The organism is Streptomyces thermolilacinus SPC6, assembly GCF_000478605.2.
In the GTDB taxonomy this organism is placed as follows: domain Bacteria; phylum Actinomycetota; class Actinomycetes; order Streptomycetales; family Streptomycetaceae; genus Streptomyces; species Streptomyces thermolilacinus.
In genome coordinates, this window is the sequence record NZ_ASHX02000001.1 from 3,791,809 (window position 1) to 3,811,805 (window position 19,997).

General features: G+C 74.0%; 17 protein-coding genes and 1 tRNA gene. 15 read left to right on the top strand and 3 right to left on the bottom strand.

Translation table 11 applies throughout. The features are described from left to right. Positions 1 to 19: 19 nt before the first annotated feature. The 6 genes from moaC (at position 20) to J116_RS16530 (ending at position 3,706) form a co-directional block, all read left to right on the top strand. Positions 20 to 499 (top strand): cyclic pyranopterin monophosphate synthase MoaC, encoded by a 480-nt coding sequence (gene moaC, locus J116_RS16505; protein WP_023588179.1) that lies wholly within the window; start codon positions 20 to 22, stop codon positions 497 to 499. Then, positions 496 to 984, top strand: coding sequence for a MogA/MoaB family molybdenum cofactor biosynthesis protein (locus J116_RS16510; RefSeq protein WP_023588180.1), 489 nt, complete (start codon positions 496 to 498; stop codon positions 982 to 984). The genes moaC and J116_RS16510 overlap by 4 nt, the downstream gene beginning before the upstream one ends. Further along, on the top strand, positions 981 to 1,604 hold the full coding sequence (locus J116_RS16515; protein WP_023588181.1) for a GNAT family N-acetyltransferase: 624 nt from the start codon (positions 981 to 983) through the stop codon (positions 1,602 to 1,604). Before J116_RS16510 ends, J116_RS16515 begins: the two co-directional genes overlap by 4 nt. 141 nt (positions 1,605 to 1,745) lie before the next feature. Next, positions 1,746 to 2,876, top strand: coding sequence for a divisome protein SepX/GlpR (gene sepX / locus J116_RS16520; RefSeq protein ID WP_023588182.1), 1,131 nt, complete (start codon positions 1,746 to 1,748; stop codon positions 2,874 to 2,876). Positions 2,877 to 2,959: 83 nt separating this feature from the next. Further along, a tRNA-Ala gene (locus J116_RS16525) sits at positions 2,960 to 3,033 on the top strand. A gap of 247 nt (positions 3,034 to 3,280) precedes the next feature. Next, on the top strand, positions 3,281 to 3,706 hold the full coding sequence (locus J116_RS16530; protein ID WP_028964140.1) for a DUF4259 domain-containing protein: 426 nt from the start codon (positions 3,281 to 3,283) through the stop codon (positions 3,704 to 3,706). A 40-nt stretch (positions 3,707 to 3,746) separates the two neighbouring features. Here J116_RS16530 and J116_RS16535 read toward each other — a convergent pair whose 3' ends face one another. After that, a complete protein-coding gene (locus J116_RS16535) occupies positions 3,747 to 4,424 on the bottom strand; it encodes a CPCC family cysteine-rich protein (protein ID WP_023588184.1) in 678 nt (225 codons plus the stop codon). A gap of 220 nt (positions 4,425 to 4,644) precedes the next feature. Here J116_RS16535 and J116_RS16540 point away from each other — a divergent pair, with 220 nt between their 5' ends. Together J116_RS16540 and J116_RS16545 are read left to right on the top strand one after the other, a co-directional pair. Beyond that, positions 4,645 to 5,097: a DUF5959 family protein gene (locus J116_RS16540; RefSeq protein ID WP_023588185.1), complete on the top strand. Its 453-nt coding sequence runs from the start codon at positions 4,645 to 4,647 to the stop codon at positions 5,095 to 5,097. A gap of 51 nt (positions 5,098 to 5,148) precedes the next feature. Next, on the top strand, positions 5,149 to 5,430 hold the full coding sequence (locus J116_RS16545; protein WP_037946750.1) for a hypothetical protein: 282 nt from the start codon (positions 5,149 to 5,151) through the stop codon (positions 5,428 to 5,430). Positions 5,431 to 5,933: 503 nt separating this feature from the next. On the opposite strand, the gene J116_RS16550 is transcribed toward J116_RS16545, so the two are convergent. Beyond that, complete coding sequence (locus tag J116_RS16550; RefSeq protein ID WP_023588187.1) at positions 5,934 to 7,709, bottom strand: FG-GAP repeat domain-containing protein; 1,776 nt, start codon at positions 7,707 to 7,709, stop codon at positions 5,934 to 5,936. 215 nt (positions 7,710 to 7,924) lie between these two features. Here J116_RS16550 and J116_RS16555 point away from each other — a divergent pair, with 215 nt between their 5' ends. Beyond that, positions 7,925 to 8,314, top strand: a complete 390-nt coding sequence (locus J116_RS16555; protein ID WP_023588188.1) for a hypothetical protein — start codon at positions 7,925 to 7,927, stop codon at positions 8,312 to 8,314. Here the strand turns inward: J116_RS16555 and J116_RS16560 are convergent. Continuing rightward, entirely contained in the window at positions 8,280 to 8,735 is a 456-nt protein-coding gene (locus tag J116_RS16560; protein ID WP_023588189.1) for an Lrp/AsnC family transcriptional regulator, read from the bottom strand. The two genes, J116_RS16555 and J116_RS16560, sit on opposite strands and share 35 nt — an antisense overlap. 125 nt (positions 8,736 to 8,860) lie before the next feature. Between J116_RS16560 and J116_RS16565 the strand changes: the two genes are divergently transcribed. The 6 genes from J116_RS16565 (at position 8,861) to J116_RS16590 (ending at position 19,990) form a co-directional block, all read left to right on the top strand. Further along, complete coding sequence (locus J116_RS16565; RefSeq protein ID WP_023588190.1) at positions 8,861 to 9,880, top strand: asparaginase; 1,020 nt, start codon at positions 8,861 to 8,863, stop codon at positions 9,878 to 9,880. A gap of 225 nt (positions 9,881 to 10,105) precedes the next feature. After that, a complete protein-coding gene (locus tag J116_RS29160) occupies positions 10,106 to 12,004 on the top strand; it encodes an RICIN domain-containing protein (protein ID WP_023588191.1) in 1,899 nt (632 codons plus the stop codon). Positions 12,005 to 12,235: 231 nt separating this feature from the next. Next, positions 12,236 to 16,723 carry a non-ribosomal peptide synthetase gene (locus tag J116_RS16575; RefSeq protein ID WP_139140492.1) on the top strand — a complete coding sequence of 1,496 codons (4,488 nt, stop codon included), beginning with the start codon at positions 12,236 to 12,238 and terminating at the stop codon, positions 16,721 to 16,723. Positions 16,724 to 16,942: 219 nt separating this feature from the next. Beyond that, positions 16,943 to 17,626 carry a class I SAM-dependent methyltransferase gene (locus J116_RS16580; RefSeq protein ID WP_023588193.1) on the top strand — a complete coding sequence of 228 codons (684 nt, stop codon included), beginning with the start codon at positions 16,943 to 16,945 and terminating at the stop codon, positions 17,624 to 17,626. After that, the gene (locus J116_RS16585; RefSeq protein ID WP_023588194.1) at positions 17,623 to 19,086 is read left to right on the top strand and encodes a class I adenylate-forming enzyme family protein; all 1,464 of its coding nucleotides are present in this window, start codon (positions 17,623 to 17,625) and stop codon (positions 19,084 to 19,086) included. Before J116_RS16580 ends, J116_RS16585 begins: the two co-directional genes overlap by 4 nt. Before the next feature lie 28 nt (positions 19,087 to 19,114). Beyond that, the gene (locus J116_RS16590; protein ID WP_023588195.1) at positions 19,115 to 19,990 is read left to right on the top strand and encodes an alpha/beta fold hydrolase; all 876 of its coding nucleotides are present in this window, start codon (positions 19,115 to 19,117) and stop codon (positions 19,988 to 19,990) included. Positions 19,991 to 19,997 lie beyond the last annotated feature (7 nt).

Genomic DNA, 19,997 nt, shown 5'->3' on the forward strand with positions numbered 1-19,997 from the left:
GATCGCGAGGCGGAGTGAGTTGAGTACGCAAGGCAGCCTTACCCACATCGACGAGGCGGGGGCGGCCCGCATGGTGGACGTCTCCGCGAAGGACGTCACCGCCCGCACGGCGCGCGCCAGCGGCCGGGTCCTCGTGTCGCCGCGCGTGGTGGAGCTGCTGCGCGGCGAGGGCGTGCCGAAGGGCGACGCCCTCGCCACGGCCCGTATCGCCGGGATCATGGGGGCCAAGCGGACCCCCGACCTGATCCCGCTGTGCCACCCGCTCGCCGTGTCCGGCGTGAAGCTGGACCTGACGGTCGCGGACGACGCCGTGGAGATCACCGCCACCGTGAAGACCACCGACCGCACGGGCGTCGAGATGGAGGCGCTCACGGCGGTGTCGGTGGCCGCGCTGACCATCGTGGACATGGTCAAGGCCGTGGACAAGGCCGCCGTGATCACCGATGTGCGGGTGGAGGAGAAGACGGGCGGCAAGTCCGGGGACTGGAGCAGGCCGTGACGTATCGCGCGCTGGTCGTCACCGCCTCCAACCGCGCCGCCGCCGGGGTGTACGAGGACAAGGGCGGCCCCCTCCTCGCCGAAGGCCTTGCCGCGCTCGGCTTCACCGTCGACGGCCCCCGGGTCGTCCCGGACGGCGACCCCGTCGAGGCGGCCCTGCGCGACGGGGTGCGCGCCGGGTACGACGTGATCCTCACGACCGGCGGCACGGGCGTCTCGCCCACCGACGCCACCCCCGAGGCCACCCGCCGCGTCCTCGACCACGAGGTGCCCGGCATCCCGGAGGCCATCCGCGCGTACGGCCGCGACAAGGTCCCCACGGCGGCCCTCTCCCGGGGCCTGGCCGGCGTCGCGGGCCGCACCCTGATCGTCAACCTCCCCGGCTCCACCGGCGGCGTACGCGACGGCCTCGCCGTCCTGGAGCCGCTCCTCGTCCACGCCGTGGACCAGCTGCGCGGCGGCGACCACCCGAGACCGGCGTCATGAACCCCGCCTGGCCGGTCGTCCTCGCCGACGGGGACGTGGTGCTCCGCCCCATAAAGGCCCGCGACCACCGGGCGTGGCGCGAGGTCAACGGGCGCAACCGCGACTGGCTGCGCCCCTGGGAGGCCACCGTCCCACCGCCCGCGCCCGGCACGCCCCCGCTGCAGCGGCCCACGTACCGGCAGATGGTGCGGCACCTGCGGGCGGAGGCCAACGCCGGGCGGATGCTGCCGTTCGTCATCGAGTACCAGGGCCGTCTCGTCGGGCAGCTCACCGTCGCCGGGATCACCTGGGGCTCGATGTGCTCGGGGCACGTCGGCTACTGGGTGGACCAGGACGTGGCGGGCCGAGGCGTCATGCCCACGGCGGTCGCCCTCGCCGTGGACCACTGCTTCCGGGCGGTCGGGCTGCACCGGATCGAGGTGTGCATTCGCCCCGAGAACGGGCCGAGCCGCCGCGTCGTGGAGAAATTGGGATTCCGCGAGGAGGGGCTGCGGCCCCGGTACCTCCATATCGACGGTGCCTGGCGGGACCACCTCGTCTACGCGCTGACGGCGGAAGAGGTGCCGGACGGGCTGGTACGGCGCTGGCACAGGTCGCGGCGGGAACGCCAGCCAAAATAATTCATGTGTTCGAATTAAGCGCTTACGCGAGCGTAAACGATCTGACCAATCACAAAAAATGTCAGTGATATCAGCCAGATCGTGCGACACACCGGCCCAATTGGCCGATGCCCTCACGCGAACCCCTCTACCGTGTGAGGCGTGAGCAGCAGCGGCCTCATCTACGCAGTCATCGTCGGAGCCTGGGCCGCCTATCTGGTGCCGATGTGGCTCCGCAGGCAGGACGAGCTGAACGAAGCCCGCCCGACCGAGCGCTTCAGCACCGCCATCCGGCTCCTGTCCGGAAGGGCGGGGATGGAGCGGCGGTACGCCAAGGAGCTGCGCGCCCGCGGCGCCGACGAGGACTGGCGGGTGCCCGACGTGGACCCGGACGCGGAGACCGAGCAGATCGACTCGGTGGACGTCCGGGCCTTCGCCGCGCCCCCGTCCCGCACGGAAGCCCGCCTGGAGCTGCCGGACCCCGACCACGCGACCCCGGAAGCGCCCAGCATGCCCGGCACCCCAGGAACCCCCGGCGCCCAGCCCCACGCCCAGCACGCTCAGCACGCGCCGCAGGGCGCGCACCCGGCGCTCTCGCGCGCCGCCGCCGAGCGCGCCCGCCGCACCCGCGTCCTGGCCCGCCGCCGCCGTACGACGGTGCTGCTGTTCCTCGCGTTCACGGTCGGCGCGATCGTCGCAGCGGTGGGCGGCCTCGCGTTCCTGTGGGCGCCCGGCGTCCCGGCGGTCCTGCTCAGCGCGTACATCGTGTACCTGCGCCGCCAGGAGCGCCGCCGCTTCGTGTACGTGATGGACCGGCGCCGCGCCGAGGCCGCGGCCCAGCGCCTCCGCGAGAACCGCCCCCGCCGCGGGCGCCCGTCGGCCACCCTCCAGGACGAGGAGCCCCCGGCGCACGCGGAGCCGTCCACCCCGCACGTCTCCCCGGCGGAGGCGGACCGGCGCGCCCTGGTCGAGCAGACCGACCACGCCGAGTGGGTCGATCAGCAGCGCGACCGCGGCCCGGCCCGCGGCGACAGCTGGGACCCCGTACCGGTCCCGCTGCCCACCTACGTCACCGCCCCGGTCGCCCCGCGCGCCACGGGCGGCGTGGACGTCACCGACCCGGAGACCTGGAGCGCCGCCCGCTCCTCCCCGGCGGAGCCCACCCCGCCCCCGCCGACCCGCAAGAACCCGAACCCGTCCCCGTACGCCCCGCGTCGCCCCCGCGACCACGGCCGCACCCCGCTGTTCGACCAGTACGCCGACGACGACCGCCCCCGCGCGGCCAACGAATGACCACGTGACCCACCTCTCGCCCCCGGCCGGGCAACGGATTTCCGAGCACGGCGATCGGGATGCTAATGTTTCTCACGTCGCAAGGGCCTGTGGCGCAGACTGGTAGCGCACCTCGTTCGCATCGAGGGGGTCAGGGGTTCAAATCCCCTCAGGTCCACGCACATCAAAGCCCCCGCCGGGTTCTCCGGGCGGGGGCTTTGTCTTGCCGTACAGCAGTGAAGTACGGCAACCACGCCGGAGCCTGCCGCCCCAGGTGCTTCCCGATGGGGACGGCTCGCTGGTTCTGAGGCGTCGGGCAGTCGTGGGGAGGGGGCGGGACCGCTTCCGGCCGCCGCCCGGGGCTGGGGCGCTGTCAGTGGCTGCTGCCAGGATGCCCGGAACCGGCCACGATGCGGGAGAACAGCATGGGCACTTGGGATGTCGGGCCTTTCGACAACGACACCGCGGCGGACTTCAGCGGCACTCTCGACGACGCCGCCGCGGACGCACGTGCGGGCATCGTCCGCGACACCCTCACGCGGGTGATCGACACCATCGGCTGCCTGGAAGCACCCGAATCCGAAGAAGCCGTCGCCGCGGCCGCCCTCGTCGCCGCGCAGTGCCCCGGAGGGGAACCGGCCGATCCGGTCTACGGCCCCGCAGAGCCGCTGCCCGACCTCACGGGCCTGCGCGACCTCGCTCTCCAGGCGCTCGACCGTGTCCTGACCGAGCCGTCCGAGCTGATGAACCTCTGGGATGAGTCGGACGGCGGTCCCTGGCGCGCGCACGTCCGCAGCCTGCGGAACGTACTCGCGCCACAGCCTCCCGGAGAACAACTCCGCCTGGCCTGAACCGCCCGCGCCCCCTCTGAGCCGTCCCCATGGGCCGGGACTACTGGTCGTAGACGACGCTGAACCCCTCGGTGGCCTCCCCGTACCTGACCAGCTGTGCGCGGAGCGCAGCCGCGGCGAGAGGTGCTCGGCGTTCCAGTTCCGCCCAGTGGGCGAAACGCAGCACTCTGGGGATCTCGACGAGTCCCGTGATCGCATCCCAGAACGCGGCCCAGTTCATGCCGTAGAAGGCGGGGAAGCCGAGCTCCCGCTTCAGAAGGCCGTGAAGGTCGCGGTCACTGCTGACCGCTCCCACGTCGATCACCACGCTGTGAGGCACCTCCGGCTCCGGCTCCTCAGCGGGTGCCCAGAAGGAGGGGAGCCACCAGCACAGGGCCGACGGGGTCGTGGGCCAGGGGCGGCGCGTATCGCTCCTCCAGTCCTCGAAGAAGTCCACGGCCGGGTTGACCGGACGCCAACGGGGATCGCGTGGCTCCTCGTCCGTCGGCCGCCGGACGAACCGTCTGCCGTACTGGTCACAGGCGCCATAGGACTGGAAGTTTCCCTGGGCCTCGACAAGCGAGACGCGGTTGGCGCCACCCGGCATGAACGGCCACCGGAACTGCTGCGCGTCGTCTTCCCACCAGCAGATCGGGCAGATGGCGAACGATCCGGGCCATCCGTCCTCGATGTCGAAGACCAGATGGCCGCAGCAGGGGCACGGTCGGCGGGTGTCCACCGGTGCAGTCTGCTCTGGATGGCGGCCGACTGCGACCTGATATCCGGGAAGGGTCTCCCACGGGCGCACGGCGGTTCGTCCTCGCAGCCGCTGCCGGCGTCGGTCTGGGCGCGTGACTCTTCCGTGCCGGGCCTGGCCGTGTCGCTCGTCCGGTGGCAGGAGACGATGCAGCTCACACCGGCGCACGAAAGCGAGCGACTTCATGACCGAGCCAGGTCCGATGGACCTCGTCCACCTTGCCGATCCGGAGGGGACGCGCTTCGTCGTCCGCGTCGTGGGACGGTTTCAGCCGGGCGTGCTGACCGGCCACGACACCCTGCGCGTGGACGTCCTCGCCTCCACCAGCTTCGTCGACGCCCGGCTCGACACCTTCCTCTCCCCGCGGGACCTGGATTCCTGGGAGCGGCAGCTTTCCCGCATGGGGCCGGGCCGGACGGCGGGCGTCGACCGGGACCGCGGTCTGAGCTTCGGCATCCGCATGCATGAAGACGGTTGCCTGTCGGTCCAGCTCACCGACCCGGACCGCCTTACGACACTCCTGGGCACAGAGCCGCAGGGAGACTGGATCGCGGAGCACCGCGGGCGCCTGGAACAGGTCCGGGCGGCCTGGCCCCGTGAAGTCGTCGAGACGGCCCCCGGGGCCTATGCGTGGAGCCCCGACCGCAAGCGGTGACATCACGTTCTCAGGGTTCGTACCCCACGCCGGGAAAGGCGGGACATCGAGATGGCAGGTCCTTTCAAGGTCTACCTGCTCTGGCATGTACACCATCAGGCCGTGGAGGGGGCGAAGGTTCGCCACTTCGAGGAACCCGATGACTTCTGGGCGGACGAAGAGGCCGGAGACGACGTGAAGCTGCTCGGCACCTATTCGAGCGGGGAGGCAGCTCGCGCGCGTATCGGGCGGGCCCGGGAGCTGCCTGGGTTCCGGGACGAGCCGATGTGCTTCTACGTCGAGGAATGCGTCGTGGACGAGGACCAGTGGGCTGAAGGGTATGTAACGGACTGACCGGGTTGATCACGGTGGGCCGTTCCTGTGCCTTCGCGGTGGAGCGGAGTGGGGGCGCGGGTGGCGGTCAGAGGCGGGACAGTGCTCCGCGCCAGGTCCAGCCCGCGTCGAGCGCGCGCACCTCGTGGGCCTCGGCGCCGGTGAACCTGTCCCCGTGACGTCCCGTCGCCATGCCTCCGTCAGGAGAAGAAGCCACTCGACAGCCCGACGGGGGTGGGTGGCAGGTGGGTCGGGTGGTGGTTCCGCCTTCGTCGGGGCGGTTGGTGCGGCGGGTCCTGATCAGGACGAGTGTGTTGGGGTCGTCCGGATCAGGACGGCCCACCACAGCGGCACGCTGTCCACGACGTAGCGGAACAGGGCGAGAAGCAGGAGCAGAAGGGCGAGGTTGCCCGTCGTCAGTCATCCGGGGCGCGCTTGCACGTCGTCTCGCTGGGGCCGTGCGCCGGAAAGGGCGGGAGCCCCGTCGACCGGGGTCGGCGGGGCTCCCGCTGGGTGGTGGTGCGTCAGTGGAGCTGGGTGTACGTGTTCCAGCCCGTGCCCATGTTGGCGCGGGTGGTGAAGGGGTTCGCCGTGCCCGTGTGGGTCGTGATGTAGCGGTACAGCGTGCCGCCCGACGTGACCGCCAGGAGGTCGGCGCGGCCGTCGCCGGTGATGTCACCGGGGGCGACCAGCTTGCTGTACGTCTGCCAGCCCGTGCCGACCTTCACGCGCGCCTTGAACGGGGCGTTCGCGTTGCCCGTGCCCGCGTACAGGTACAGCGTGCCGCCCGAGGTGCGGGCCAGCAGGTCCGCGCGGCCGTCGCCGGTGATGTCGCCCGCGCCCACCAGGGAGTTGTACACGCCCCAGCCGGAGCCCACACTCGTCCGGCCGGCGAAGGCGTAGCCCTGGCCGTCACCGCGGTACAGGTACAGGACGCCGCCCGAGGTGCGGGCCAGCAGGTCGCCCTTGCCGTCACCGGTCAGGTCGCCCACGCCGGTCAGGGTGTTGAACGCGCCCCAGCCGCGGCCGATCAGGACGGGCTCGTCCGGCGCGTAGCTGATCAGGTGACCCTCGTAGACCTCCAGGAGGTCGGCGTGGCCGTTGTCGTCCAGGGAGCTGGGGAAGTGCACGCGGGACCCCGCCCAGCCGCCGACGTCGCTCCACTGGGCCCGCGCGGTGAGTGTGCCGTTGTTGCGGGAGAAGTAGCGGAACAGCGTGCCGTTCCGGTCCAGGCCCAGGATCTCGGACTTCCCGGTGCCGGGGTTGCCGCCGGCGCCGGCGATGAGGTCCGCGTTGTTCCAGCTGGAGTCGCTCCACAGGACGCGGGCCGTGGGGCGGCCCGTGGTGGCGTCGGTGCCGTAGATGTACATCGCGCCGAGCGTGGTGCGGGCGAGCAGCTCCGGGCGGTTGTCGTCGGTGATGTCGTCGGAGCTGGACAGCTGGTTGTAGATGTGCCAGCCGGTGCCGACCTTCACCCGCGCCTTGAACGGGGCGGCGGCGTTGCCGGTGCCCGCGTAGAAGAACAGGTCACCGTTCGGGGTGCGGGCGTACAGGTCGCCGAGGCCGTCGCCGTTGGCGTCGCTCACGCCGACCAGCTGGTCATAGATGTGCCAGCCCGTGCCCACCTTCACGCGGGTCTGGAGCGGGGCGTACGCGCTGCCGGTGCCCCGGTACAGGTAGAGGTCGCCGGCGTGCGTGCGGGCCAGTACGTCGAACTTGGCGTCGCCGTCGACATCGCCGACCGACAGGACCTTGTTGTAGATGTTCCAGCCGCTGCCGCTCCAGTACGTGTAGGAGGAGCCGGAGCCGTACGTGCCGGTCAGCGTCAGGCTGCCGTACGGGTGGAGCGTCAGGACGTCGGCCGTGCCGTCGCCGTTCTGGTCCCCGACCGGGATGACGTCCTTGAACTTCACTCCGCCGCTCGTGGACAGACCGAGCTGGATGTCGTTCGCCGGGTCCTCGGAGCGCTTCACGTAGTAGTTGCCGTCGAGCCCGCGGTACAGCAGGTCGCTCCAGCCGTCGCCGGTGAAGTCGTGGCGGGTGGGTCCGGGCGTCGTGTTCTGCGTGGTGTCCGTCGAGAGGCGGTTGCGCTTCTTGGGAAGCTGGCCCTGCGGCAGTTCGACGGTGGGCGCGGGCTGTTCGATCAGCGTGCGGTCCGGCGTCGGGGCGCTCGTGCCGTCGGCCGCGGTCGCCGTGCCGGCCGTGCCCGTGAGCAGCAGGCCGGAGGCGAGGGCGAGAGCGGTGCACGACGCGAGTCTGCGGGCACGCGCGTGAGCGCGGCCCGTGCGGTGGAATGCCATGCGGAAACCCCCCCTGGGGTGAGTGATGAGAGGCCGCGAACACAGCGACGGCGCCCGCTCGGCGGGCACGCGCGCGGTTCGGCGGCGGATGGAGCATACAACCGGATTCAACGACCCCGTAGAGATTTGTTGATACGTCGTCGGCTGCGCGGGGCGAGCCGGTAGGGTTTGGTCTTGAACGTGTTCAATGTCCCAGGGGTGGAGGCGGGGCGCTCATGGCGCGGGCGGGATTCCGGCCGGGTGCGCGGGAGGTGGCGGGCGGGTACGTGGCTGTCGTCGCCGCCCTCTCGGTCGCCTATGGCGCTGCCGGGGCGCCGGAGGGGTGGGGCGCGCCGCTGGTGCTCGTGAGCTTCCCCGGCGCCGTCGTCGTCGCCGTACTCGCGCTCTTGTCGGCCGCGCTCGCCGGGGGAGGCGTGGACCTCTCGGGCGACGACCGGGTGGGCCTGCTGGACTTCGTGCCGCAGTACGTGGGCGGCGCGGTGGTGAACGTGCTGCTCGTGTGGGCGGTCGTCGCCTTCGCACGGCACTTCGCGCGCGAGGCGCGGCGCAGCCGGGAGCGGGCCGGCGGCGCTAGCCGTCCACCGGGAGGCCCTTCGGTTCCTTGACGCGCTTCATGATGATCTGGGAGTTGACCTCCTTGACCCCCGTCAGAGCCGTCAGCTTCTCGATCCAGAGCCGCTCGTACGCGCGCAGGTCCGCCACCGCGATCCGCAGCAGGCACCCGGGGCTGCCGAACAGCCGGTACGCCTCGATGACGTCCGGGATGTCCTGGAGCGCCGCCTCGAACGCCTCCACCACCTCGCGGTCCCGCTCCACCTCGATGGAGACCAGCACCTCGAAGCCCCGGTTCACCGCCTCCGGGTCGATCACCGCGCGGTAGCCCAGGATCACCCCGTCCTGCTCCAGCTGGCGCACCCGGCGCATGCAGGGAGACGGGGTCAGGCCGACGCGCGCCGCCAGCTCCTGGTTGCTCAGTCGGCCGTCCGCCTGGAGCTCGCGCAAGATAGCGCGGTCGATCGCGTCCATGGCGCGATTATCCACCAATGCGAGCGGGATGGTCCGGGTCAATGCGCGATCCCATTGCTCGCCTGCTCTTTTATCATTGCTTGTTCGAACATGGTTACGGGCTGAGTCGAGGAGAGGCGGGCAGCGTGGGACGGATCGTCGTGATCAGCACCGGCGGGACGATAGCGAGCCGCTGGCAGGGCTCCGGGTTCGCCGCCGAGGCGCACGGGCGGGAGGTCATGGCGACCGCCGCCGTGCCGGAGGGCGTCACCGTCGAGGTCGTGGACCTGTTCAGCGTCAACAGCCCCCGCCTCACCACCGCCCACCAGCTCACCCTCCTGCGGACCGTGCACGAGGTGCTCGCCGACCCCGGCGTCGACGGCGTCGTCGTCACGCACGGCACCGACACGCTGGAGGAGTCCGCGTTCTTCGTGGACCTCCACCACGACGACCCGCGCCCCGTCGTCTTCACCGGCGCCCAGCTCCCCCTCGACTCCGAGGACGGGGACGGGCCCCGCAACCTCCATGACGCGCTGCTCACCGCCGCCCGCTGCCGGGACCTCGGCGTACTGATCGCCTTCGACGGCAAGCTCCACGCCGCGCGCGGCACCGTGAAGACGCACACCCTGGACGCCGACGCCTTCGCGGACCCGTCCGGCACCCGGCTCGGCACCATCGGGTTCGGCAAGGTCTCCGTGCTGCGCCGCCCCGAGCGGCCCGCCGCGCTGCCGCTGCCCGCCGCCCCGGCCGGTGCGCCGCCGCGCGTGGACATGGTGACGCACCACACCGACGGCGACCCGCTGCTGCTGAACGCCGCCGTGGGCGCGGGCGCCCGGGGGATCGTCCTGGTGGCGACCGGCGCGGGCAACGCAACGCCCGAGGTCGTCGCCGCCGTCGCCGAGGCCACCGCGCGGGGCGTGCTCGTCGCGCTCACCACCCGGGTCCCGGCCGGGCCCGTGGCGCAGATCTACACCCACGGCGGCGCCGTGGACCTCGTCGCCGCGGGCGCCGTGCCGACCGGCACGCTGCGTGCCGGGCAGGCCCGCGTCGCCGTGCTCGCCGCGCTCCTCGCCGAGCCCGGCCCGGCCGACACCGCTGAGCGCGTACGGCTCCTGCGGCACGCCCTCGGCGACGCCGTACCCGCCGCTGACCTGGCGAAGGTGTAACCGGCAGTACTGGTCCAGGCCAACCCGCGCCCGTCTCAGGCGGGTTGGCCGTACGGGCGTGGAAGTCTTGTTCCACGTACGGGGGTTGTGCCAAGGTGAGGCCCCTCACAGCCCATCAGGCCGGTTCTTCCACCCGGCGGCCGGTCCCCTAAAACGGGTCCGCCGCGCGGGTGTCCACCAATTGGTGTCCTCTCCTCTCCCCCTGCTCTGGAGGAAAAGACGCCCATGCACCCCATGTCACGGGGGCCGGTCTCCGGGGGCTCCGACGCCTGTCTGCTCGCGGCGCTGCGCGCCGGGGCGAACCCGCCCGGCGCGGACCCCTTTCCCGGTGCCGACCCCTTTCCCGTCGCCGCGCTGATGGACCGGCACTGGCAGCCGGTCCACGACTACGTGTCCCTCTTCGCGCCGCCGTCCGCCTCCGGCCGGAGCGCTGCGCTCGTCACCGCCGCCGCGTTCGCGGAGGCGCTTGAGGAACTGCGACGTCACGAACCCGGACCGCGTGGGTCTGCGGGCGGGCGCGAGGGTGCGGGGCGGGGCGGGGCCGGGATCGGTGCGGGGGGCGGAGCCCGGGGCGGTGCGGGCTCAGGTGTCGGGGCCGGGGCCGGGGCCGGTGCCGGATTCGGTGCCGGATTCGGTGCCGGGGCTGGCGTGGGTGCCGGGTACGACGGGGCGCTGCGGGTCGCCTTCCTGACGGCCGCCGGGCGGGTACTGCGCCGCTGGGCCGGGGACGGGCGGGTCGCCGTGCTGCTCCCCGGTGTCCGGCGGCCCGCCGAACCGGCCGACGACCGGCGGCTGGTCGCCCTGGCGTTCCGGTCGCTGCCCGCGCCCGCCCAGGTGCTGCTGTGGCACCGGGAGGTCGAGGGCGAGGGCCTGTCGATCCCCACCGCGCTGCTCGGCACCGACCCGCGCGACGCCGCCGAGCACCTGGGCGAGGCGCGGGAGCTGCTGCGAGCCCGCTGCGTGAGCGCCCACCACGAACTGGCCCCGGACGCCGAGTGCCGGCACTACGGGCGGCTCCTCGACATCTCGCTGCGCCGTACCGGCCCGCTCATCCCGGACATCCGGCGCCATCTCGCCGGGTGCGCCCACTGCCGGTACGCCGCCGAGCAGCTGCGGCACATCGACGGGCGGCTCCCGCTGCTGCTGGCGGAGGCGGTGCTCGGCGAGGGCGCGGGGCGGTACGTGGACTCCCGCCCCGCGCGGCGCCGTCAGCGGGGCGGCACGGAGGGCGGGCGGGGGCGCCGGGCCGCTCGCCGGTCCCGCGCCCTGGGCGGCCGGGTGGCCGCGTGGGTACGCCGCGCGGGGCCGCGGGCGCCGGGCGGGGGGTTCCGCAGCGGGGCGGTGTCGAGGGCGGGAGGCAGGTCCGGGGCGGGGCGCCCGGCGGGCGGACCCGCCTCCGCGCCGGGGCGGGGCGGTGCCGCCCGGGTGCCGGTAGCCGCCGTCGCCGCCGCCGGGCTGGCGGGTGCGCTGGTGCCGGTGGCCCTCGCGGCCGCGCTGTGGCCGGGCGGCGGCGACGCGGAGCCGTCCGGGCGGCGGGCGCCGGGCGCCGGGGCGTCCGTACCGGGGGCGGCGGGAGGTCCCGTACCGGTCGGGTCGGAGGCGCCGGTACCCGCGGGGGTCCCAGGCGCCGTACCGGCCTCCCCGCCGCCCGCGGGGACGGTCGCGCCGCCGCCCGGATCGGCCCCGCCGCCCGGCGAATCGGGCGCGACGCCCGGCGAGGGTGCCCTGCGGACGCGGCTGAGCAGCGCCGGGGCGGCCGGGCTGTGCCTGGACGTGCGGGGCGGCACCCCGGGGCCCGGCGCCGAGGTCACGCTCGCCCGCTGCTCCGGCGCGCTCACCCAGGTCTGGTCGTACGACCCGGACGGCGCCCTGCGCAGCGCCGCCGCCCCGCACCTGTGCCCCGACGCGGGCCGCCCCGACGGGACGGTCGCCCTCACCGCCTGCGCGGCGAGTGGCGCGGCCGTACGGTACGTCCTCACCGTCCAGGGCGTGATCGTCCCCCGCCACGGCACGGCCGCCCTGGCGCTCGCCCCGCTGGAGGCGGCGGCCGGCACGCCCGTCGTCGTACGGGTGCGGGACAACGCTCTGCTTCAGCGGTGGCACACCGATACCCCGTCCCGGTAAGGACGCCGAACGCGCCGCAGGTAAACAGCGATGAAAGAGTTGATCAATCGCGCGTAATTCGGCCCGGATACTCGGAAGTAGCGTGTGACCTAGATCACATAAAATGCCACTCGCATATCCCTGTGGGCCGTGGGTAAGGTCGTGGCCGAAGCTTCACCCTGGCTCAATCAGGGGAATATCGCACCTTCCTTGCTGCTGGACAACAATCACTTTTAGGGGAGTATTGTGTCCTTGGCTCCACGGGGGGAGAAGGTGTTCGCGCCTTCTCTGGAAGGAAGACTCGACCGCAGAACGAGAGCGGTCATCCAGGCGTGTATCGACGAGCTCACCGCCCTCCTTCAGGGTGACGCCGGTGAAGCCGGGGAGCCGGAGCGCGCGCCCGAACAGGCGGTCAGCGGTGAGGCGTTCCCGCTGACCGACCTCCAGCAGGCCTACTTCGTCGGTGAGCAGGGCGTCGGCCGCCAGGCCGCCCCCGCCCTCTACATCCACGAGTACGCCTTTCCGTCCGGCGCTGTCCCGGATTACGCCAGGCTTGACGGCGCACTGCGCCGAATACGGCAGGCGCGGTCCGCCATGAGACTCCGGATCACCCAGGACGGAATGCAGTCCGTGGACGCGGTCCCGGAATCCGCAGGGGGAATAGGAAATGCCGCGCTCCTCACGCTGCACGACCTCTCCGGATTACCGGAGGAAAAAGCCGGTGAGGAACTCGCCCGGCTCCGGGAATCCCTCACCGCCGACATTCCCCCGCACGACGCGGCCCGCCCCTTCCTGTTACGCCTCGTCCCCCTCCCGGACGGCACGGCCCGCCTGCAGATCGCCCTCCGGCTGACCGCCTTCGACGGCGTCACCATCCAGCTCTTCTTCGCCGAACTGGCCCGCTGCTACGCGGACCGGGCCCACCGCCCCGAGCCCGAGACGCTCTCCTTCCGCGACTACGTCCTCCGGCAGCGCGACCGCGCCGGAGCCGCCGCCCGCGAGGCCGCCCTCCGCACCTGGGAGGACCGGCTCGACACCCTTCCCCCCGCCGCCGACCTGCCCCGCGCGACCGCCGCCGAGCAGACCCGGGCGGCCCTCGCCGCCGACCAGCCCGCGACCGGCGGCCCCGACGGCCAGCCCCTGGCCGTCGGCGCCGACGGGCACCGGGAAGGCCCCGGCGGGCCCCTGCACCGCACCGCGCACCGCCTCGACCCCGACTCGTGGAAACGGTTCCGCCGTCACGCCGCCGACGCCGGGCTCTCCGCCGACGCCGCGCTCGCCGGGCTGTACGCGGAGACCCTGCTGCGCTGGTCCGGCGGCCGCCCCGGCACCGTCACCGTCCTCGCGTCGGAGCGCGCCGCCGGACCCGCCGGAGCGGACCGGGTGTGGGGCAGCGGCGCCACCACCGTGCTCGTCGGCTTCGAACCGGGCGACGGCACGTTCGTCGAGCGCTGCCGGGCCTTCCAGGACCGCCTCTACACGGCCCTGGAGGCTGGCGAGGTCTCCGGTGTCGAGGTCGGCCGCATGCTCAACCAGCGGCGCGGCACCACCGGCAACCCCGTCCCGTACGTCTTCAGCAGCGGGCTCGGCCTCGTGGACGGCGTCGACGACGGTTTCCGGCTGAAGCTGCCCGGCGCGTCGCTCGTCCACAGCGCCATCAGCACCCCCGAGGTGCTCCTCGACCACCAGGTGTACGAGCAGTCCGGCCACCTGGTGTGCAACTTCGACCACGACCCGGCCGCGTTCCCGCCCGGCCTCGTGGACGACCTCGCCGCCCACCACCGCGAGCGCCTCCTGCGGCTCGCCACCGACCCGGCCGAGTGGACGCGCACCGGCCCCGACCCGCTCCCCGAGAGCCAGGTCCGCGACCGCAGGCGCGCCAACGACACGGCCGTTGACGGGCTCGACGGCGAACTGCACGAGGCTGCCCTCGGCCATCTCCGCCGCACCCCGGACGCCACCGCCGTCATCGACGCCGAACGCTCCCTCAGCCACGCCGAGACCGACCGGCTGTCCGGCGCGCTCGCCGTACGGCTGCGGGCCGCGGGGATCGGCGCAGACCCGGCGCGGCCCGACCTCGTCGCCGTGCGCGTCCCGAAGTCGTGGCAGCAGACCGTCGCCGTCCTCGGCGTCCTGCGCGCGGGCGGCGCCTACCTGCCCACCGCGCCCGGCTGGCCCGCGTCCCGCGTCACGCAGGTGCTGCGGCAGAGCGGCGCGGCCGCCGTCGTGGCCCCCGCGGGCACGGGCGCCGACGGGCTCCCCGAGCTGGACGGCCTGCCGGACCTGCCCGTCGTCGCCGTACCCGGCCTGGCCGACGCGGACGGCTCCGAAGACGCGTACGGCTCCCGAGGCGCGGGCTCCGAAGACGCGTACGGCCTCCGAGGCGCGGACGCAGCGGACGCCCCGGGGACGGACGTGCCGGTGCCCGACGGGCTCGGCGGGGATCTGCGCCGCACCGCCTACGTCATCTACACCTCCGGCTCCACCGGCACGCCCAAGGGCGTCGTCATCTCCCACGGGGCCGCCACCAACACCCTGCGCGACCTCGAAGGGCGGTTCGCGCTCGGGCCCGACGACCGGGTCCTGGCCGTGTCGTCCCTCGCCTTCGACCTGTCCGTCTTCGACATCTTCGGCACGCTCGGCGCGGGCGGCACCGTCGTCGTCCCGCCCGACAGCGAGGTGCCCGACCCCGAGACGTGGGGCGAGCTGTGCCGCCGTCACGGCGTCACGGTCTGGAACTCGGTGCCCGCGCTGCTCCAGGTCACCCTGGAGTACCTCGGGGACCGGGCCGCGGAAACGTTCCGCTCGCTGCGGCTCATCATGCTCAGCGGCGACTGGATACCCCTGTCGCTGCTCGACCGGATCGCCCGCGTCTGCCCGGACGCCCGGGTCGTCGCCATGGGCGGGGCCACCGAGGCGTCGATCTGGTCCAACCACTTCTGGGCCGAAGGACAGCCCGAAGGCTGGTCCAGCGTCCCGTACGGCTATCCGCTCGCCAACCAGACGATGCACGTCCTCGACGAGCGGCTCGCCGACGCGCCCGTCTGGGTCCCCGGCGACCTCTACATCGGCGGCGCCGGGGTGGCCGACGGCTACCACCGCGCGCCCGCCCTCACCGAGGCGTCGTTCCTCACCCACCCCGTCACGGGGGAGCGGCTCTACCGCACCGGCGACCGGGCCCGCTACCGGCCCGGCGGCATCCTGGAGTTCCTCGGCCGTGAGGACGCCCAGGTCAAGGTCGGCGGACACCGCATCGAGCTGGGCGAGATCGAGGCCCGCCTCGCCGCCCGGCCCGAGGTGGAGCACGCCGTCGCGCTCGTCGCGGGCAGCCGGGAGGAGCCGTACCTGGCGGCCTTCGTCACCCCGGCCGCCACCGGAACCGCCCCCGACCCCGACGCGCTCCGCGCCCGTCTGGCCGCCGAACTGCCCCCGTACATGGTCCCGCCCGTCCTGCGCGTCGTGGACGCCGTGCCGCTCAGCTCCAACGGCAAGGTGGACCGCAAGGCGCTGCTCGCCCGCCTCACCGGGCCCGCCGCCCCGGCGGCCCCAGGAGCGTCAAGAGCCCCGGGCGCGGGCGACACTCCGGGCGGAAGCGGTGCCGGGGTCGCCCCCCGCACCCCCGAGGAGGTGACACTGCTCGGCCTGTGGCAGCAGCTCCTCGGCCCGCAGGTGCGGGGCGTCACCGACGACTTCTTCGCCCTGGGCGGCAACTCCCTGCTCGCCGTACGGCTGTTCCACCGCATCAAGGCCGCCTTCGGACGCACCCTGCCGCTGGCCGCCCTGATGCGCGGCAGGACCGTCGCCGAACAGGCCGCGCAGCTCGGCCGCGCCGACGACGAGCGCGGGTCCGCCTCGCCCCTCGTCCGTATCAGGGACGGCGTCCCCGGCATCACCGGCGGCGCACAGCACCTGGTGCTCGTCCACCCCGTCGGCGGCGACGTCCTCTGCTACGACCGGCTGGTCCGCGAGCTGGCCGCGCACCCCGCCGCCGCCCGCGCCACCGTGTACGGGCTGCGCGCGACGGGCCTCCTCGCGGGGGAGCGGCCCGCGCGGGACATGACCGCCCTCGTCGCGGCGTACGCCGACGCGCTGCTGGAGGCCGTACCGGCCGGCGAACTCCACCTCGCGGGCTGGTCCATGGGCGGCACCGTCTCCGTGGACCTCGCCGCCCGCCTGGAGGAGCGGGGCCGGAGCGTCGCGTCCGTGACGGCGCTCGACTCCTTCACCGGCGACCCCGGCGTCCCGGCGCCCACCTTCCGGCAGCGGCTCACCGGCTTCTTCGCCGACCTCGCGCAGGGCGCCGACGTCACCCGGCACGTCCCCGACGGCCTGCCCGGCACGGCGCCCGGCGACCCGGCGGACCTCGCCGCGGCCCTGCGCGCCGTCCAGGACGCGCTGCTCGGGGCCGGGCTGCTCGCCGGACCGCTCCACGACGACGACCTGGTCCGCCTGTTCACCGTGTACGCCGCCCACTCCGCCCTCCTGGAGGCGCACGAACCCGCCCCGGCCCACCCCAGGCTGCGCCTGCTGCGCGCCCGGGGCACCGCCCGCCGGGCCTTCCCCGGGCTCGTCCCCCTGGAGGAGCGGCTCACCGGGGCGGCGCCGCCCGAGTGGCTGGACGGCGACCACTACTCCGTCATGGCGCCCGAGGCCGCCCGCGGTCTCGCCGCCCTCCTCGCGGGCCGCCTCCCCGGCCGCCCGGTGGACGAGTCGTACCTCGACTCGACCCTCTGGTGCTGAACGGCCGCAGCGACAAAGCCCCGACACCACCACGACGGACCGCGCCGACGCCCGACTCGGCGACCACGACCCGCTCCCACGACACGACCCGCTCCCACGACGCGACCGGAGGCCACCACGACCGGCGTCACCTCCGCCCCGGCGCCCCGCGCCCGGCCCCCAGGACAGACCGACGACGTTCCGACCTGCTCAGCCGACGAGACGAAAGAGGCCACGCACATGACGAGCACCGAGGGCAAGAACGAGATCTGGAACTCCGGCACGTTCGACTCCATGCGCCGCAAGCTCATCCCGTCGTTCGACCTGATCTACTCGACGGGCGTGTACGCGGTCGTCGAGACCGTCCCGCGCCAGGCCCGCGTCCTCGACCTGGGCGCCGGTACCGGTCTCCTCGGCGGCGCCATCCTGGAGCGCCTGCCCGAGGCCGAACTCGTCCTCGTGGACCACTCCGACGCGATGCTGGCGAAGGCCCGCGAGCGGTTCGCCGGGAATCCACGGGTCACCGTCCAGGTCGCCGACATGAAGGACCCGTTGCCGCGGGGTCCGTTCGACGCCGTCGTCTCCGGCCTCGCCATCCACCACCTCACGCACGCCGAGAAGGAGGACCTCTTCCGGCGCATCCACGACGTGCTCACCCCCGACGGCGTCTTCGTCAACGTCGAGCAGCTCGCCGGACCCAACGCCCGCATCGAGGCGATGTACGACGCCCAGCACGAGGCGCACGTCCAGCGCTCCGAGTGCCCGCCCGACGAGTGGGCCGCGGGCCGCGAGCGGATGAAGCTCGACATCTGCGCCACCACCGAGATGCAGCTGGAGTGGCTGCGCAAGGTCGGCTTCAGCCAGGTCGACATCCTCGCGAAGGACTGGCGCTACGGCACCTACGCCGCCTGGAAGGCCGCATGAGCGGGGTCCTGACCCGGGCGGTCGCCGACGTGGCCGCCCGCCACCCCGGGAAGGTCGCCGTCCGCGACGTGGACGGCACCGACGTCACGTACGGCGAGCTGGTCACGCGCGTGGAGCGGCTGGCGGCCGGGCTGCACGCGCGCGGCGTACGGGAGGGCGACACCGTCGCGTTCGCCCTGCCGAACAGCGCCCGGTACGTCGCCCTGATCCTCGCCCTGGCGTCCCTCGGCGCCCGGTACGTGCCGCTCATGGGCGACTTCACCCCCGAGGAGACGGCCCGCGCCCTCGACCAGGCCCGGCCCGTGCTGCTCGTCGCCGCCCGCCCGCACCACGCCGCCGGGGCCGTCCCCGAAGTGGCGCCGGAGGCGCTGGAGGACGCGTCGGCGCCGCCCGCGCCGGTGCCCCCGGAGCCGTACGCCGGGCTGTTCCGGCAGCTGTGGACGTCCGGCTCGACGGGCTTCCCCAAGATGATGGTGTGGCGGCAGGACCGGTTCGTCACCGAACGGCGCCGCTGGCTCGCCGACACGGGGATGACCGACGCCGACACGTACTACTGCCGTCACCCCCTCGACGTCGCCCACGCCACCGACCTGCACGTCTTCGCCGCGCTGCTCGGCGGGGCGCGGCTCGTGCTGGCCGACCCGGCGGCGCCCGCCGAGGCGCATCTGGAGCGGCTGCGCGCCGAGCGGGCCACCGTGATGAGCGCCCTGCCCGGCCACTACGCGGACCTCGTCGGGGCGGCCGTGCGCACCGGGGACCGCGGCGGGCTCCCGGAGCTGCGCCGGCCGCTGTGCGGCGGCGCGTACCTGCCGCCGGCGGTCGTCCGCGACGCCGACGAGGTGCTCGGCGTCCGCATCCGGCAGATCTACGGCTCCACCGAGTTCGGCATCGCGCTCGGCAACATGGCCGACCAGGTGCAGACGAGCGGCGCCATGGTGCCCGTACGGGGGGTGGGCGCCCGGGTCGCGCCGCTGTCAAACCGCGCGCCGGACACCGGTGAGCTGGTGCTGCGCTCCGACTGCACCAGCGAGGGCTACCTCTTCGCGGACGAGGCGAACGCGCGGACCTTCCGGGACGGCGAGTTCTGGACCGGGGACGTGGCCGAGCGGCTCCCCGGCGGGGCGTTCCGGATCGTCGGGCGGGTCACCGAGGTGCTGGCCACCCCGGCCGGGCCGCTGCTCGCGCCCGTCCTGGACGCCGAGATCGCCGACGCCTGCCCCGGCACGGCGGCCGTGTCGCTGCCCCTCGACCCCGGCGCCTTCACCGGCCGGGTCGCCGTGGCGGTCAGGCCCGCGCCGGACGCGGCGGCGCAGGACGTGGTCAAACAGGTCGAGACGCTCCTCGCGGGCCACGGCCTGGACGGGTCGGCGCACGTCGTGGACGCGATCCCCCGTACGCCCGTCGGCAAGGTGGACAAGCCGCGCCTGCGGACCCGCCTCGGACTGGCCGGGAAGCGGTGAGCCTCGTGAACAGGACGGTGAGACACCTGTGTTGACGTACGAGCGGCGGGGCTCGGGCCCCGTGGTCGTCCTCGTGCCTGGCCTGGGCGCCACCCGCGACTTCTTCGCCCCGGTGGCGGCCGGCCTGGGCCGGGACCACACGGTCGTCGCGGTGGACCTGCCCGGCCACGGTGCGACCGCCCTGCGGGACGGCGCCGAGCCGACCCTGCGCGACGCGGCGGCCGGGCTGCGCGCGGTCGTCGAGAAGCTGGGCCTGAGCGACATCGCCCTGGTCGGCTGGTCGCTGGGCGCCACGGTCGCCTGGACCTACCTGGAGGAGTACGGCCCCCAGGGGGTGCGCGGGCTCGTGTCCTGCGAGCAGACGCCGTGGCTGCTGGCCGACGGCGGCTGGGAGTACGCGGCGTTCGGCAGCCTCGACGCGGCCGCCGCGAAGGACCTGCTGGAGCAGGTGCGGCAGGACCCCGGCGGCTTCGCGGAGAACCTGGTGCGCGGCTCCTTCGCGACCGGCTCCGAGCCCGACCCGGAGCTCGCCGACGACCTGGTGCGCAAGGCGCGCCGTACGGCACCGGCCGCGCTCACGGGACTGCTCGCGGACGTGCTGCGGCAGGACTGGCGGGAGCGGGTCGGCGCGCTGGGCGTCCCCACCCTGCTCGTCCACGGCGCCCGCAGCGGCGTCTACCCGCCGGAGGTGGGGACCTGGCTCGCCAAGACGGTCCCCGGGTCCCGGCTGGAGCTCCTCGAACACTCCGGTCACCTCTGCTTCCTGGAGGAGCCGGACCGGTTCTGCGCCGCCGTCCGTGGATTCCTGGCGTCCACCCGCAACGACACGGCCTCCGCCCGCCACGACACGGCGTCCGCCCGGCAGAGCACGCCGTCCTCCCGGCACGACACGAACGGAAGGTGACGACCTC

Coding starts and splice junctions, on each gene's coding strand:
- J116_RS16515 (WP_023588181.1), top strand. CDS start 981: ATGAACCCCGCCTGGCCGGTCGTCCTCGCCGACGGGGACGTGGTGCTC.
- J116_RS16530 (WP_028964140.1), top strand. CDS start 3,281: ATGGGCACTTGGGATGTCGGGCCTTTCGACAACGACACCGCGGCGGAC.
- J116_RS16540 (WP_023588185.1), top strand. CDS start 4,645: ATGGACCTCGTCCACCTTGCCGATCCGGAGGGGACGCGCTTCGTCGTC.
- J116_RS16545 (WP_037946750.1), top strand. CDS start 5,149: ATGGCAGGTCCTTTCAAGGTCTACCTGCTCTGGCATGTACACCATCAG.
- J116_RS16550 (WP_023588187.1), bottom strand. CDS start 7,709: ATGGCATTCCACCGCACGGGCCGCGCTCACGCGCGTGCCCGCAGACTC.
- J116_RS16555 (WP_023588188.1), top strand. CDS start 7,925: ATGGCGCGGGCGGGATTCCGGCCGGGTGCGCGGGAGGTGGCGGGCGGG.
- J116_RS16560 (WP_023588189.1), bottom strand. CDS start 8,735: ATGGACGCGATCGACCGCGCTATCTTGCGCGAGCTCCAGGCGGACGGC.
- J116_RS29160 (WP_023588191.1), top strand. CDS start 10,106: ATGCACCCCATGTCACGGGGGCCGGTCTCCGGGGGCTCCGACGCCTGT.
- J116_RS16580 (WP_023588193.1), top strand. CDS start 16,943: ATGACGAGCACCGAGGGCAAGAACGAGATCTGGAACTCCGGCACGTTC.
- J116_RS16585 (WP_023588194.1), top strand. CDS start 17,623: ATGAGCGGGGTCCTGACCCGGGCGGTCGCCGACGTGGCCGCCCGCCAC.